General features: G+C 38.7%; 12 protein-coding genes. 7 read left to right on the top strand and 5 right to left on the bottom strand.

The annotated features are described in order from the left end of the window. Positions 1-11 precede the first annotated feature (11 nt). Positions 12-710, bottom strand: coding sequence for a zinc metallopeptidase (locus ACS8MM_RS13660; RefSeq protein ID WP_379717865.1), 699 nt, complete (start codon positions 708-710; stop codon positions 12-14). A gap of 139 nt (positions 711-849) precedes the next feature. Between ACS8MM_RS13660 and ACS8MM_RS13655 the strand changes: the two genes are divergently transcribed. Continuing rightward, the gene (locus ACS8MM_RS13655) at positions 850-4,332 is read left to right on the top strand and encodes a T9SS type B sorting domain-containing protein (RefSeq protein ID WP_379717863.1); all 3,483 of its coding nucleotides are present in this window, start codon (positions 850-852) and stop codon (positions 4,330-4,332) included. Positions 4,333-4,407: 75 nt separating this feature from the next. Here ACS8MM_RS13655 and ACS8MM_RS13650 read toward each other — a convergent pair whose 3' ends face one another. Then, a complete protein-coding gene (locus ACS8MM_RS13650) occupies positions 4,408-7,404 on the bottom strand; it encodes a leucine--tRNA ligase (protein ID WP_379717861.1) in 2,997 nt (998 codons plus the stop codon). 136 nt (positions 7,405-7,540) lie between these two features. After that, complete coding sequence (fumC, locus tag ACS8MM_RS13645) at positions 7,541-8,926, bottom strand: class II fumarate hydratase (RefSeq protein ID WP_379717859.1); 1,386 nt, start codon at positions 8,924-8,926, stop codon at positions 7,541-7,543. Positions 8,927-9,073: 147 nt separating this feature from the next. Between fumC and ACS8MM_RS13640 the strand changes: the two genes are divergently transcribed. The 5 genes from ACS8MM_RS13640 (at position 9,074) to ACS8MM_RS13620 (ending at position 12,417) form a co-directional block, all read left to right on the top strand. Next, positions 9,074-9,949 carry a cell division protein FtsX gene (locus ACS8MM_RS13640; protein WP_379717857.1) on the top strand — a complete coding sequence of 292 codons (876 nt, stop codon included), beginning with the start codon at positions 9,074-9,076 and terminating at the stop codon, positions 9,947-9,949. A gap of 72 nt (positions 9,950-10,021) precedes the next feature. Next, entirely contained in the window at positions 10,022-10,252 is a 231-nt protein-coding gene (locus tag ACS8MM_RS13635) for a DUF3098 domain-containing protein (protein ID WP_379717855.1), read from the top strand. Positions 10,253-10,311: 59 nt separating this feature from the next. After that, positions 10,312-11,121, top strand: coding sequence for an undecaprenyl-diphosphate phosphatase (locus tag ACS8MM_RS13630; protein ID WP_379717853.1), 810 nt, complete (start codon positions 10,312-10,314; stop codon positions 11,119-11,121). Positions 11,122-11,129: 8 nt separating this feature from the next. After that, positions 11,130-11,834: a tRNA pseudouridine(55) synthase TruB gene (gene truB, locus ACS8MM_RS13625; RefSeq protein WP_379717851.1), complete on the top strand. Its 705-nt coding sequence runs from the start codon at positions 11,130-11,132 to the stop codon at positions 11,832-11,834. Beyond that, entirely contained in the window at positions 11,824-12,417 is a 594-nt protein-coding gene (locus ACS8MM_RS13620; RefSeq protein ID WP_379717849.1) for a hypothetical protein, read from the top strand. The genes truB and ACS8MM_RS13620 overlap by 11 nt, the downstream gene beginning before the upstream one ends. Here the strand turns inward: ACS8MM_RS13620 and ACS8MM_RS13615 are convergent. After that, positions 12,414-13,037, bottom strand: a complete 624-nt coding sequence (locus ACS8MM_RS13615; protein WP_379717847.1) for a thioredoxin family protein — start codon at positions 13,035-13,037, stop codon at positions 12,414-12,416. The genes ACS8MM_RS13620 and ACS8MM_RS13615 overlap by 4 nt on opposite strands. 67 nt (positions 13,038-13,104) lie before the next feature. Here ACS8MM_RS13615 and ACS8MM_RS13610 point away from each other — a divergent pair, with 67 nt between their 5' ends. Beyond that, a complete protein-coding gene (locus ACS8MM_RS13610) occupies positions 13,105-13,662 on the top strand; it encodes a DNA-3-methyladenine glycosylase I (RefSeq protein ID WP_379717845.1) in 558 nt (185 codons plus the stop codon). A 48-nt stretch (positions 13,663-13,710) separates the two neighbouring features. On the opposite strand, the gene ACS8MM_RS13605 is transcribed toward ACS8MM_RS13610, so the two are convergent. Next, a complete protein-coding gene (locus tag ACS8MM_RS13605; protein WP_379717843.1) occupies positions 13,711-15,060 on the bottom strand; it encodes a LamG-like jellyroll fold domain-containing protein in 1,350 nt (449 codons plus the stop codon). Positions 15,061-15,288: the final 228 nt, after the last annotated feature.

The following is a 15,288-nucleotide window of genomic DNA, read 5'->3' as shown; positions in this document are numbered from 1 at the left end:
TACGTTTAAAATTAATCGCGTCGGCCGAAAACTTGCATCGCCCAATACAACATCGAAGCCACAGCACCAATAGCCGCTACCAAATAAGTTCTCGCAGCCCATTTCAAAGCATCTTCAGCACCGGCATATTCTTCCTGACCTAACATATGTTTATTTTTCAACCAAGCCAAGGCACGATTACTAGCATCGTACTCAACAGGTAAAGTTATCAATGAAAAAGCCGTAGCTACACCCATTAAAACCAAACCGATAACGGCAACTATATAACCTAAATTCAAACCTTGAGAAGCGATTCCCAATATCAAACCACCCATAATCAACCATTGTGACAATGTTGATGATACATTCACCAAAGGTACCAATTTCGAACGCATCGTTAACCAGCTATAAGCAGTAGCATGTTGAACGGCGTGGCCACATTCATGTGCCGCAACCGCAGCCGCAGCCGCATTGCGTTGATTGTAAACCGCTTCCGACAAATTGACTGTCTTATCCACAGGATTATAATGGTCCGTCAATCTTCCTGGTGTCGAGATTACTTTAACATCACGAATCCCATGATCCGCGAGCATTTTTTCAGCTATCTCCGCTCCACTCATCCCATTGCGTAATGCTATTTTGGAATAATGATCAAATTTACGCTGTAAACGATTACTCACTAACCAACTTAACAAAGCAATTCCTCCGATTATAATATAATATCCTAACATAATAAAATTCAATTAATTAATACTAAAGCTACAAATTTTGAACCAATTTTAAAACATGTCATTATGACATTTTTACTGTCCTTTTTTAGATAATTTATAGATTTGCATTCAAAACAATAAAAAACCGACGTAGCCAAAAATGAGGAAACTATTATACCTTACACTTATACTACTTTTTTCAAACCAAACTCTTGCCAATACAATCTTCGTAAACAATGCAGCAACAGGAAGCAATAATGGTACTTCTTGGATCAATGCCTATACCGATTTGCAAAACGCAATAAACAATGCTGCTGACGGTGATGAAATTTGGGTTGCCAAAGGAACCTATTTCCCAACACGACCCGCCGATAATTTAAATACCGTAGATCCCAACAATAGAAAAAATTCATTTACTGTTTTAACGAATGTAAAATTATACGGAGGATTTATTGGTAATGAAACACTACTGAATCAAAGAGATTGGAATACAAATCAAACGATTTTAGATGGAAATATTGGTAATAGCTCTAATCTAGACAACTGCTACCATGTTGTAATATTGGGAAACACTTCTGCAACCCTCGATGGATTTATAGTACAAAACGGAAGGGCAGACGACTTTATCAATAGCTTTATTCTAATTCGTTCAACAGCATTATATGCTGATGAAGGTGCCGGAATAGCATCCTATGCAATTGTTAATTCGTTTAAAAATCTTATCGTTCGAAAAAACTATTGTGTTAAAAGAGGAGGTGGAATCTATTGCCATGGAGCAGCAGATAATAACTTTGATAACCTAGTGGTTGAGGAAAATATTTCCAACAGTGGAGATGCGGCCGGAATCTTTGATGATGCTTATTCTTCAAGCAATTATTCCAATCTTAAAATCATTAACAATACTTCCTACAGAGATCCTGGTGGAATCTATATTTTCCAAAGATTTTCTGGTAATCGGTATTTGAAAAACTTAATTGTGCAAGGAAATACAGGCGGGATTTATATTGATGCTCCAAGTGCCACGATTTCTAACTCACTATTTACAGGAAACATGGGTAGTGCAATCTATTCTGACAATGCCAATATTACCTTATCCCATATTACAGTCACTGGAAATAATAGCAATTCAATGGGAGCTGTCCATTTATTTGGAAATTCACACAAAGTATACAACTCGATACTTTGGGGAAATTCTTATCCTGATATTACTGTATATGTGACTTCGACTATAGATTATAAAAACAACACTATCAATTTTGGATTACCCATTACAGCGACCAATAGCAATCAAAATCCGTTATTTATCAATCCATTACCCATCGGATTAAATTCTGGAGGAGATTACCGTCTTTCTTGCGGAAGCCAATGTATTGATGCAGGTAATAATGCTTACATCATCAGTGGTACTGTAACTGATTTGGACAACACCAATAGAATTTTAGGTAGTGCTACTGATATGGGTGCTTATGAGTTCAATGGGACCAGCAAACCTATTATACCCAACCCTTTTCCTTTCTATTGTCAAAACGAAATTGCCTCGGCACTGTCTGTTTCGGGAACCAATGTTTTATGGTATACTACACCAACCGGTGGCATAGGATCTACAAGTGCACCAACACCCAACACTTCTATTACAGGAACAACCACCTATTATGTCACACAAACCGTAGCAGGTTGTGAAAGCCCGAGGACTGCAATATCCGTTGAGGTAAAAGCACCGTCTGCAATGCCAACAGTAACACCTAGCGTCAACTATTGCCAAAACCAAACGGCTTCAGCTTTATCGGCTACAGGAACTACACTTTTATGGTATACAACATCTGCCGGAGGAACGGGAACCGCAATTGCTCCAATACCTGATACATCCATTGCTGGAACTACAACATATTATGTAACCCAAAACAGCAATGGTTGTGAAAGCGCCAGAGCTCCTATCAACGTAATTGTTGACAACGCACCTGTAGCTCCTTCTGTTACGCCGCAAATCACTTATTGTCAAAATGAAACTCCTTCAACACTGACCGCTTCGGGAAACAGCTTGTTATGGTATTCAACACCTACTGGAGGATCAGGTAACACAACGGCTCCAATTCCTAATACATCAACTTCAGGAACCACCACCTATTACGTAACGCAAACCGTGGGTTGTGAAAGTCCAAGAAGTGCTATCACAGTTACTGTAAATGCTCAACCGCAATCACCGGCTGCAACATCTTCTTTAAGTTATTGCCTTAATGAAACGTCCAATATAGTAACTGCAACAGGAACGAACCTTTTATGGTACACTACACCAACCGGTGGCACAGGAAGCACTATAGCTCCAACTCCGTCTACTACGACTGCAGGAACTACCGTGTATTATGTTTCTCAAACTATTGCAGGTTGTGAAAGCCCGAGGACTGCAATATCCGTTGAGGTAAAAGCACCTTCAACAATGCCAACGGTAACACCTAGCGTCAACTATTGTCAAAATCAAGCAGCTTCGGCTTTATCGGCAACAGGAACTACACTTTTATGGTATACAACATCTACCGGAGGAACGGGAACTACAATTGCTCCAATACCTGATACTTCCAATGCCGGAACCACAACGTATTATGTAACCCAAAACACGAATGGTTGTGAAAGCGCCAGAGCAGCTATCTCCGTAATGGTTGGCAGTGCTCCATCAGCACCAGTAACTACTTCAACTGTAAGCTATTGTCAAAATCAATCTGCTTCTCCGCTAACCGCTACCGGATCCAACCTATTATGGTATTCGACACCTACCGGTGGAACAGGAAGTACAACAGCTCCAACACCCAATACTTCTAATCCAGGAGTGACTACGTACTACGTAACACAAACCGTGGGTTGTGAAAGCCAAAGAAGTCCAATTGCAGTAACCATTGTACCACTCCCAAAACCAATTTTGGCTGGCGGTAGTATCTGCAAAGACAAAAACAATGCTCTAGTTCCATTCGTTATCAATACCTATTTGGATCCTGCAACCTATTCCTTTCAATGGTATTCGATTCAATCGGGAATTGCGACAATTATTCCCAATGCAACGCAAAACAACCTTTCAGTAACACTTCCTGCCGAATACGGTGTAATTACAAAAGACAGGAGCACAACACTCGGATGTGAATCTGATATGAGCAAAACAATCGTGAACCTTGAAAACGAACCTATTGCCATAGCCGTAACACAATCCGATTATTTCGCTCAGCAAACTTCAATTAAAATTGAAGTGCTACCTGCAGGAAATTACAATTACCAACTAGACAATGGTGCACCACAGTCCAATAATGTATTTACCAATGTAAAACCAGGTGAACATATAATTACAGTAACCAATGCTTGTGGAAGTATAACGGAAAACGTTTTATTGGTTGACTACCCTAAATTTTTTACTCCCAACGGGGATGGTTTCACCGAAACTTGGAACATAAAAGCACTCCAAGACCAACCGGAAAGTAGAATCGAAATCTTTGATCGTATGGGTAAACTTTTAAAAGTGATCCAACCAAGTGGATTAGGCTGGGACGGTACCTACAATGGAAAAGAATTACCTTCGACCGATTACTGGTTCGTAGTACATTATTCCGACGCGAACGCAATCCCGAAAACCTTCAAAGCGCATTTCACCCTGAAACGCTAAAAAAAGAAATCCCAAATTCCCGATCTCTGATCTTGTCAGAATGGGAATTTGGGATTTTTATAGTAAATAGAAAACCTATCCTACTAAATTGATAATCTTTCCAGGAACGATAATCACTTTATTAGGAGTTCTTCCTTGTAACTGATTTTGAGTTCGTTCATCGGCCATAACGATTGCTTCAATTTGAGCCGCTGTCAAGTCCAATGGCAATTTAATCGTGAAACGCATCTTCCCATTGAAAGATACCGGATATTCTTTTTCAGATTCCACTAAGTATTTTTCTTCAAATTGAGGAAAAGCCACGGTCGAAATCGATCCTTCATGACCCAAAGCACTCCACAGTTCTTCAGCAATGTGCGGCGCATAAGGTGAAACTACAACAGCCAACGGTTCTAAAATAGCTCTGTGATTACACTTTTGCTGTGCCAGTTCGTTTACACAAATCATAAACTGTGATACTGAAGTATTGAAAGAGAAATTCTCGATATCTTCAGTTACCTTTTTGATGGTTTTGTGTAACGATTTGTACATGTCAGCAGTCGGTTCGTCGTTAATGACTATCAAACCATTATCATCGAAGTACAAACGCCATAGTTTTTTCAGGAATCCTGAAACTCCAGTAATACCAGCTGTATTCCATGGTTTCGCTTGTTCCAATGGTCCCAAAAACATTTCGTACAAACGCAACGTATCGGCTCCGTACTGTTCGCAGATATCATCAGGATTAACTACGTTGTATTTTGATTTGGACATTTTTTCTACCTCTCTATGAACAGAAAGGACTTCGATTTTATTACCATCTATTATTACATTTCCATCATAATATGAAGAATTCAAAATGTCATTTTTATATCTATTGTTATTATCTAATTCTCCAACTATAATTTCATTTTTTAGATTTACATAATTAACATCAATTGGAGTTTTGTAACAAATAAAATTAAATGGTAAACCTTTTAAATCTTGGTTAAACTCTAAATGTAAATTCATTCTTCCAACAAGAAAATCAGCCAATGTTTTAGGCAAAATATCAATAGAGCCTCCATTTATGATTTCAGAATATAATTCTTTTGTAATTATAACTTGAGTTTGTCCACTTTTCTCCCCAAACCTTGTCTGTAATATAAAAAGAAAAGCACTTTCACCCAAAATCATCCCCTGGTTGATCAGTTTTTTGAAAGGTTCTTCCGTAGGCGCAAAACCTTTGTCTTTTAAGAATTTATTCCAGAAACGCGAATACAACAAGTGGCCGGTTGCGTGCTCGCTTCCACCAATATATAAATCCACATTTTCCCAGTATTTCAAGGCATCTTGGCTTGCAAACTCATCTGCATTGTGTGCATCCATATAACGCATCCAATACCAAGACGATCCTGCCCAACCTGGCATAGTGTTCAATTCCAATGGAAATACAGTGACATGATCGATCAATTCATTACTCACGACTTGATTGTTCATCGTATCCCAAGCCCAAACCGTTGCATTTCCTAATGGTGGCTGCCCGTCTTCAGTTGGCAAATATTTCTCCACTTCCGGCAATACAACTGGAAGGTGTTCTTTGGCAATCATTTGAGGCATTCCGTTCACATAATATACTGGGAATGGTTCTCCCCAATAACGTTGACGCGAGAAAACAGCATCACGCAAACGGTAGTTCACTTTGGCCGTTCCTGCGCCTATCTTTTCCAATTCCTCAATAACTTTCTTCGTACCGGCCTTATAATCCAATCCGTTTAAGAAATCAGAATCGACCAACTCAAAACCGGCTTTTTCACCGTAAGCGGCTTCGGAAATATCCTGATTGAAAATATTTTTAATGACTGGCATGCCCTTCGTTCCTTTAAAGAAATTCGCAAACGCATAATCACGCTCATCACCACATGGTACAGCCATTACAGCTCCGGTCCCATATCCAGCCAATACATAATCTCCAATCCAAACCGGAATCGGTTCTTGGGTAAACGGGTGCACTGCATACGCTCCGGTAAACACTCCCGATATAGTTTTCACATCGGCCATACGCTCACGCTCAGAACGTTTAGCCGTAGCTTCAATGTAACCATCAACTGTTTCTCTTTGTTCTGGAGTGGTAATTTGAGCTACCAAGTCATGTTCCGGTGCTAACGTCATAAACGTGACACCAAAAATGGTATCAGGACGCGTGGTAAACACATCAATCACCGCATCGTGATCTTTCACTTGGAAAGTAACCGCAGCACCCACCGATTTTCCAATCCAGTTGCGTTGTGATTCTTTCAATGATTCGGTCCAATCAATTGCTTCTAATCCTTGTAACAAACGTTCTGCATAAGCTGAAATACGCATCGACCATTGGGTCATCTTTTTACGAATAACCGGATGTCCTCCACGTTCTGAAACGCCGTTTACGATTTCGTCATTCGCCAAAACCGTTCCTAATGCCGGACACCAGTTCACTTCGGTTTCCGCCAAATATGTTAAACGGTATTGTAACAGTATTTTTTGTTGTTGTTCTGTAGAAAAAGCATTCCATTCCGAAGCTGAAAAAAGAGCAATGTTGTCATCACAAACGGCATGCACATTTGCATTTCCTTCCGTTGCGAAAATAGCCGTCAAAGTTGAGATATCTTCAGCTTTGTCGGTATTTTTGTTATACCATGATTCAAATAACTGGATGAAAATCCACTGGGTATGTTTATAATACTCTGGATTTGAAGTACGTACTTCACGGCTCCAATCGAATGAAAAACCAATTTTATCCAATTGCTCACGGTAACGGGCAATATTCTCCTTAGTGGTTTTTTCAGGATGCTGACCAGTTTGAATAGCATATTGTTCTGCTGGCAAACCAAATGAATCATATCCTTGTGGATGCAACACATTGAATCCTTTGTGTCTTTTATATCGCGCTACGATATCCGAAGCGATATAACCCAGCGGATGCCCCACATGGAGCCCAGCCCCTGAAGGGTAAGGAAACATATCCAACACATAGTATTTCGGTTGATCAGAATTAGTTGCAGCAGCAAACGTTTGATGGTCTGCCCAGTACTTTTGCCATTTGGCTTCGATTTGTTCGTGAAAGTATTTCATCTTAAGAGTTACAAAGTTTCAAAGTGGAAAGTCGCAAAGTCCTTCCGCACTTAAAATTTAAGTCGCAAATTTACATTTATTATAAGAAACTGGAAATTTTGAAGGCTATTAAGTTCATTTAAAGCAATTCCTTAATTCACACCATGTCTTCGGGTTTGACCCATGCGTCAAAATCTTTGGCAGAAACATAACCGAGGCGGATGGCTTCTTCTTTTAGTGTTGTTCCGTTTTTATGGGCAGTTTGTGCAATTTCTGCGGCTTTATAATAACCTATTTTGGTATTCAAAGCCGTAACCAACATTAATGAATTATCAACCAATTCTTTGATTCGGGCATGATTGGGTTCTATTCCCTGTGCGCAATGTTCATCAAAAGACACACAGGCATCGCCCAACAATCTCGCCGACTGTAAGAAGTTTGCCGCCATAACCGGTTTGAAAACATTCAGCTCGTAATGTCCTTGCATTCCTCCCACAGTAATCGCCACATCATTCCCTAATACCTGCGCACATACCATTGTGAGTGCTTCACATTGGGTCGGATTGACTTTACCCGGCATGATAGAGGAACCCGGTTCATTCTCGGGAATAAGAATTTCACCAATACCCGATCGCGGACCTGAGGCCAACATTCGGATATCATTGGCTATTTTGTTCAAGGAAACAGCCAACTGCTTCAAAGCGCCATGTGTTTCAACAATGGCATCGTGCGAAGCCAAAGCTTCAAATTTATTGGGAGCGGTCACAAAAGGATGACCTGTAAATTGCGCAATGTACGATGCAACTTTCATGTCATACCCTTTCGGAGTATTTAATCCGGTACCAACGGCAGTTCCACCCAAAGCCACTTCCGAAAGATGAGGTAGGGTGTTTTTAAGAGCTTTCAATCCGTAATCCAACTGGGCCACATAACCGGAAATCTCCTGACCCAGAGTTAACGGAGTGGCATCCATCAAGTGGGTACGTCCTATTTTTACGATAGTGGTGAAGGCTTCTGCTTTGCTTCGCAGTGTGTCACGCAATTGCTCAATTCCTGGTATCGTAGTTGTTACAATCATTTTGTAGGCGGCAATGTGCATTGCTGTTGGAAAGGTATCGTTCGAGGATTGCGATTGATTCACATCGTCATTCGCCTTGATGATTGGATCTCCTTCCCCAATCTTATGTCCGGCCAAAACCTGAGCCCGATTGGCAATCACTTCATTCACATTCATATTGCTTTGTGTTCCGGATCCGGTTTGCCAAATTACCAAAGGAAATTGATCGTCTAATTTTCCAGCCAATAGTTCATCGCAAACCGCGCTTATAGCATCTCTTTTTGCTGAAGAAAGTACACCCAAATCACAATTGGCATACGCGGCCGCTTTTTTCAAATAAGCAAATCCTTCAATGATTTCTTTAGGCATAGATCCCGAAGGACCGATCTTAAAATTATTTCGAGAACGTTCGGTCTGCGCACCCCAATATCTATCCGCAGGAACCTTTACTTCACCCATGGTATCTTTTTCGATTCTGTATTCCATTTTTTGTCTGTTATGCTTTATTTTTAATTTTCCGAGGATAAAACGGCTTATAAATTTACATTTATTATAAGAAACATGAAACTTTGAGCGTTATTAACTTTATATAAAGAAATTCTTTGTTATTTTTACCCCAAATAATTTTATTGTATGAGTTCATCTTTTGAAAAATTTCAAAAACGCAGATTAATTACGTCGTATTTTTCTGTGGTATTGAGTGTGTTTTTAGTACTTTTTATGTTGGGTTTATTGGCACTTTTCGTCGTAAATTCTAGAAAACTGTCTAATGATTTCAAAGAAGGCATTGCGATGTCTATCTATTTCAAAGATGAAGCCCAAGACACTACATTACAAAAATTCGGCGATAGCATTAAAGCAACGAAATTTGCAAAAACCGTTGATTTTGTAACCAAAGAACAAGCCGCAAAAACCCATTCGGATATTATTGGTGAGGATTTCATGGAATTCTTAGGCGTAAACCCATTACAAAACTCTTTCGATATCCATATCAAAGCAGCCTATGTGGAAAGCGACAGTATTGCTAAAATCGAAGCCAAACTAAGAGAAAACAAATTGATTTCGGACATCATCTACGACAAACAGTTGGTAAAAATGGTGAACGAAAACGTGAAAAAAGCCAGTATGTGGATTTTAATCATAAGTGGATTTTTAACGGTAATTGCTGTTTTACTCATCAATAGTTCATTACGATTATCGATATATGCCAACCGCTTTATCATCAAAACAATGCAAATGGTGGGAGCTACAAAAGCTTTCATCAGAAAACCATTCATCTGGAGAAGCGTAAGACTGGGTATGATTGGTGCTGGTGTGGCCATCATCGCCTTACTGGGTGTATTGTTCTATGTTGATTCTAATTTTCCAAACTTAGGCATCATGGAAGACAAATTCTCCATCATCATGATTTTATTAGGTGTTTTCGGAGTTGGAGTACTAATAACGTGGATAAGCACCCATTTTGCTACACAACGTTTCTTGAATTTAAGAACAGACGATTTGTATTAAAATAAAACGTGACTTCGAGAACCTAAGCCAAAATGGTAAAAGGCAATTGTAAACAACACAAAATAGAGTTAGATGGAAGATAAAAAAAATGAATTTCTTTTCGAAAAGGTCAATTATAAATTTCTCTTAATTGGATTAGCGGTTATTACCATTGGTTTCATACTAATGACTGGAGGTGGAAGCGATGATCCGAAAGTGTTCAATCCTGATATCTTTAATTTCAGAAGAATCCGATTAGCGCCTACAATGGTTTTGGCTGGATTTGGAATTACAATATATTCGATCTTTAAAAAAACTAAATAACTACAGTAATTGGTTTGGTTTCTTGACCAAAATGCTCCACTGAAATTTAAGACGTGTCTATGGATATCCTACAAGCCATACTTATTGCTATCGTAGAAGGCCTAACCGAATATTTACCGGTTTCTTCTACTGCACACATGATATTTACCAGTTCGTACTTTGGTATACAAGAAGATGATTTTGTGAAATTATTCCAAGTATCCATTCAATTTGGGGCTATTTTGGCTGTTGTTGCTTTATACTGGAAAAAGTTCTTCGATTTTTCGAAATGGAATTTCTTTATCAAACTAGCATGTGCCGTGGTTCCAGCCCTGGTTTTAGGTAAATTATTCGATGATAAGATCGAAGCCGTTTTAGGCAATCCCATCCCTATTGCTATTGTTTTGATTGTAGGCGGAATTATCCTATTGTTCATTGATAAGTTCTTCCAAAACCCAACTGTAGCTACCGAAGAAGAAATTTCAATCAAAAAAGCGGTAACTATTGGTTTCTGGCAATGTTTAGCAATGATGCCGGGAACAAGCCGAAGTGCAGCCTCTATCATTGGCGGAATGCAACAAGGATTGAGCCGACATGCTGCCGCTGAATTTTCTTTCTTTTTAGCCGTTCCTACCATGTTGGCCGTTACGTGTTATTCGGTACTGATCAAAACTTACGAGCACAGCCAAATGAAAGGCTATGAATTAATTCTACAATCCAAAGAAACCATCACCATGTTTTTGGTGGGAAATCTGGTTGCTTTCATAGTAGCTGTTATCGCTATCAAATTTTTTATCGGTATTATCAAAAAATACGGATTCAAACCGTGGGGCTGGTATCGTATTATTGCAGGTACTCTACTCCTTTTCTATTTCACTTATTTTAAATAATTATTACTTTGTATTCGGCGGAAGATATATTAAACGGTCAGGTTTTACTGATTGACAAACCACTGACTTGGAGTTCGTTTCAAGCTGTCAACAAACTAAAGTACGCGCTAAAAAACCGATTAGGCTTACCAAAGAAATTTAAAATTGGTCATGCCGGTACCTTAGATCCTTTGGCGACCGGGCTATTGATCGTTTGTACCGGGAAATTCACCAAAAAAATTACCGAAATTCAAGCTCAAACCAAAGAATACACAGGAACAATAATGGTTGGTGCTACAACTCCTTCCTACGACCTAGAAACCGAAATTGATGCCACTTTCCCAACAGAACATATCACCGAAGCACTAATTCAGGAGACTGTACATCAGTTTCTAGGGGAAATCGATCAAAAACCACCGGTGTTTTCAGCCATAAAAAAAGACGGAAAACGCTTGTATGAACACGCCCGTGCCGGTGAAGAAGTGGAAATTGCATCACGAAAAACCACTATTTACGAATTTGAAATTACCCGTATTGCACTACCTGAAATCGATTTCAGAGTGCAATGCAGCAAAGGCACTTATATTCGTTCGTTAGCTTATGATTTTGGTTTATCTTTGCAATCTGGAGCGCATTTAACAGTATTACGCCGAACCAAAATTGGCGATTATTCGGTTGAAGAAGCGGTTACTCCTGAAGCATTTGATAAATTGATACCAAAAAATGAAAAATAAGTTTTTATTTCTTTTTTTACTTTTATCAACACTCGTCTTTTCCCAAGACACAATACCTTATGGTTTAAGCCTTAAAGACTCCATAAAACCGAAATACGAAAGAACCAAACCGATAAGTCCTGTTTTTAAACAGTTTGAGATAACAACATCTTTTAGTATTAATGATGAGGATGATAATCCAATGACAGAGGATGACGAGAGTAAGCCATTATTCATTCCAAATAGTTTGGGATTAAAATATGGTGTAGGGCTACAAAAAAACAAATGGCTTGGAATTAGCGTCAATACCGGCATCGACATTCGATTAAAACTTAAATTAGTGGCGGTACCTGTTTTTGGAAATTTACGTCTTAGTCCTTTTTTTAGGGATGAAAAAAGCAGAATAGCCCTTAATTTGGGTTATGGAAGAGGTTACGCCATAGGACGAGGCGATATGCAAGGCCGATATCGTAGGATAAACTTGTCTTTTGAAAGCTACGATGATGTTGGTCTTTTAATTGAACTGTCTGAATACAACTTTAATTTTAACAACAAAACATCAACTGTAATCTTTAGTATAGGTGGTTATGTACGGATATTTTAAAGCTTCTGATGCCCCAAATGCTCTAAATGCTCTAACAAATTGGCCAACTCCATTTGGGTACTCAAACCTTTATCTTTCAAATACCAAAGTTGTAATTCCGTCTTAGCCGTTTCATCCACCACACCATACTGCGCTTTGTAACTTTTGATAAGATGGGTGGCTCCCTCTGGTCGTGGTCCCCAACTCGATTTTACTTCTAAAGTCTCAGCATCCAAAATAATGACTTTAGGGATTGATTTACTGCCATTGGTAAGGAAATGGTTCATTAACGTCTCATTCTCGTCTCTAAAGACCAATTTCAACTGTATGCGGTCCGATACAGATGCCATTTTAAACAAGATAGGAACAATTTGTGCCGCATCACCACACCAGCCTTCTGTCAACGTCAACCAAATGTACTTTTTCTTCAGTAACTGGATTTTATGAACAACTTCATCAGGAACCTGAATCGTTTTGTCCAAGCGATTCATGCGAGTTTCATTCAATTGACTGTAATGCAACAATTCTTCCGTTTGTTCATTACCCGACGATTTTCCTTCCGCCAGTAAATTAGAAACTCTCTCACGATATTCGGGATACGAATAGCTATTCAAAAAACACTGCGCAATTTCCGTTTTCATTTCCATCATAATTTGATGTAAATTTACGATTAATTCAAAATTCAATTGGTAACCAAAGACACAAAATATGGAAAAAAAACGCTGCGGTTGGTGTGAAAAAGACGATTTATACCGCAACTATCATGATAATGAATGGGGTAAACCGGTGTATGATGATGCAACTATCTTCGAATTTCTGGTTCTGGAAACCTTTCAGGCTGGACTAAGCTGGTACACCATATTGGCCAAACGCGAAAACTTCCGAAAAGCTTTTGACAATTTCGATTATAAAAAAGTAGCTGCTTATAACGAAACCAAAATGGAGGCTTTAAAAGAAGACGCTGGTATTATTCGAAATGGACTCAAAATCAAAGCTACAGTAAGCAATGCGCAGGCTTTCATAAAGGTACAGGAGGAATTTGGAACTTTCTCCAACTACATCTGGGGCTTCGTAGGTGGCAAACCGATAGACAACAAACCCAAATCCTTACAAGATGTGGTGGCAACGAACGAAATCTCTGACAAACTAAGTAAAGACTTGAAAAAACGCGGATTCAAATTTGTGGGTTCCACAGTAGTTTATGCCCATATGCAAGCCACCGGAATGGTGAACGACCACGTGGAAGATTGCTGGTTACGAAACTAAAAAAGGAGGTCAAAATTATTGACCTCCTTTTTTATACTATTGTACCAATTACTCTTTTATCAATTGGATTGTTTTTACATTTCCAGTAGTGGTAACCGCTCGTAAAATGTAAATCCCTTTCGAGAAGCGACTTAAATCTATAGAATTTGATCCCATAGATAAATTAGATCTATAAATTGATTGACCAAGTACATCAAAAATTTCCACCTTCAATGCTTCGTTAAAATTCAATGTAAAACTATGCTTGGAAGGGTTCGGATAAACCAATAACTCTTTGGAAGTAAAATTATCGGTATTTAATGCAGTACATTCATCAGAAGAAAAAGTACTACTTGCATTCGTATCAGTAAAAACCCAGCCGTCACATGGTCCAAAAGGAAGAGTAGCCGAGTTCGTCCCATAATTATCTGGATCAAAATCGTCAACATCTACACAGGAAGTGAACAACCAAAAACAACCTACTGGTTTTAAAACCCATGTACTATTATCCCAAACTATTTCATACGACTCCGGTAAAGTACAGCTTGATTCAGCAGTAAAAAAACTACAGTCAAGGTCATTGTCTGTAGCATAACGAGGTTTACCGTTTACTTCTCCTGAATAATAGTATTTACCCGCATAATTTCCTGTTACAGTAATCGGTGGATGTGCAGGAGTTGTACTACAACCTGAGCCAGTAACAAAAGAAAAATTTCCATATCCAAAACCGTGCTTATAGGTTGAGTTTACCGCTCTATTGAGAATTACACCATTGTTGGAACCGTCAAAATTCACATCCAATTCCAATCCTTGTTCAGTGTTACTTACACAACTAGAATAATTGTCAAAGATCTCTGTACTGGTTCGTAAATCGTTCCAGATTCGTAAATTATCGAATTTACAATTATTAGTGCCACTAAATGAACCAAGATTTATTCTCGTATAATTAGAATTATTATCATAAAATTCAATAGGTTGTGTAAAAACAGCATCCAATACTTGAATTCCGTTGACATACATTTTTATACTTTTAGTAGCGGTATTGTTCACTACAAATGCAACGTGATACCATTGTCCAACAGCAAACGAAGGAGTGCCGGCAATGGTCTCGAAAGTAGTACCATTACCCAATTTTAAAACCGATACTCCTGAAGCATCAACATAAAATTCAATCGGTTTTGCAACTGAAGAAATACCTGGCGCGCATAGGAATCTACCGTTACCATCGCTCGCTGAATTCAAATAAAAGTCATACTCAAAGGTAAACGAAGTTATATTAAGTGGAAATTGCGGACATCCGTTACAACCGGAAATCGTAAATGCCGAATTGGTAGCTAAATTAATCGCATTATTTTGTGCATTAGAGCCCAAAAAAGTGAAGAAGAAAAGAATAAGGCTGAAAAAATAATGTTGCTTCATAGATTAAGATTTATATTCGGGTGTAAAAATAAGAAAATTGCAAGGAAAGAGATTACTTATTATAAATCAAATTGTTAACGATTAAAAAAGACGTAAGATTTCTCCTAAATACGACAAATCGGAATACGTTAAAACCCTTTCTTTCCTTCCTGAAAAAAAAACAATCCATTTTTAAAAAGTGGGAGATGTAGCACTGATGTAGCACTGATATAGCACTGATATAGCACT

Source organism: Flavobacterium sp. MAHUQ-57 (genome assembly GCF_051908335.1).
Classification (GTDB): domain Bacteria; phylum Bacteroidota; class Bacteroidia; order Flavobacteriales; family Flavobacteriaceae; genus Flavobacterium.
Note: the sequence above shows the minus strand (reverse complement) of the source record. Positions and strands in the feature narration are given on the sequence as shown.

Excerpts from the sequence above, each read along its gene's own strand:
- ACS8MM_RS13615 (WP_379717847.1), bottom strand. The coding sequence starts at position 13,037 with ATGAAAACGGAAATTGCGCAGTGTTTTTTGAATAGCTATTCGTATCCC.
- ACS8MM_RS13655 (WP_379717863.1), top strand. The coding sequence starts at position 850 with ATGAGGAAACTATTATACCTTACACTTATACTACTTTTTTCAAACCAA.
- ACS8MM_RS13640 (WP_379717857.1), top strand. The coding sequence starts at position 9,074 with ATGAGTTCATCTTTTGAAAAATTTCAAAAACGCAGATTAATTACGTCG.
- ACS8MM_RS13605 (WP_379717843.1), bottom strand. The coding sequence starts at position 15,060 with ATGAAGCAACATTATTTTTTCAGCCTTATTCTTTTCTTCTTCACTTTT.
- fumC (WP_379717859.1), bottom strand. The coding sequence starts at position 8,926 with ATGGAATACAGAATCGAAAAAGATACCATGGGTGAAGTAAAGGTTCCT.
- ACS8MM_RS13620 (WP_379717849.1), top strand. The coding sequence starts at position 11,824 with ATGAAAAATAAGTTTTTATTTCTTTTTTTACTTTTATCAACACTCGTC.
- ACS8MM_RS13610 (WP_379717845.1), top strand. The coding sequence starts at position 13,105 with ATGGAAAAAAAACGCTGCGGTTGGTGTGAAAAAGACGATTTATACCGC.
- ACS8MM_RS13630 (WP_379717853.1), top strand. The coding sequence starts at position 10,312 with ATGGATATCCTACAAGCCATACTTATTGCTATCGTAGAAGGCCTAACC.
- ACS8MM_RS13650 (WP_379717861.1), bottom strand. The coding sequence starts at position 7,404 with ATGAAATACTTTCACGAACAAATCGAAGCCAAATGGCAAAAGTACTGG.
- ACS8MM_RS13635 (WP_379717855.1), top strand. The coding sequence starts at position 10,022 with ATGGAAGATAAAAAAAATGAATTTCTTTTCGAAAAGGTCAATTATAAA.
- ACS8MM_RS13660 (WP_379717865.1), bottom strand. The coding sequence starts at position 710 with ATGTTAGGATATTATATTATAATCGGAGGAATTGCTTTGTTAAGTTGG.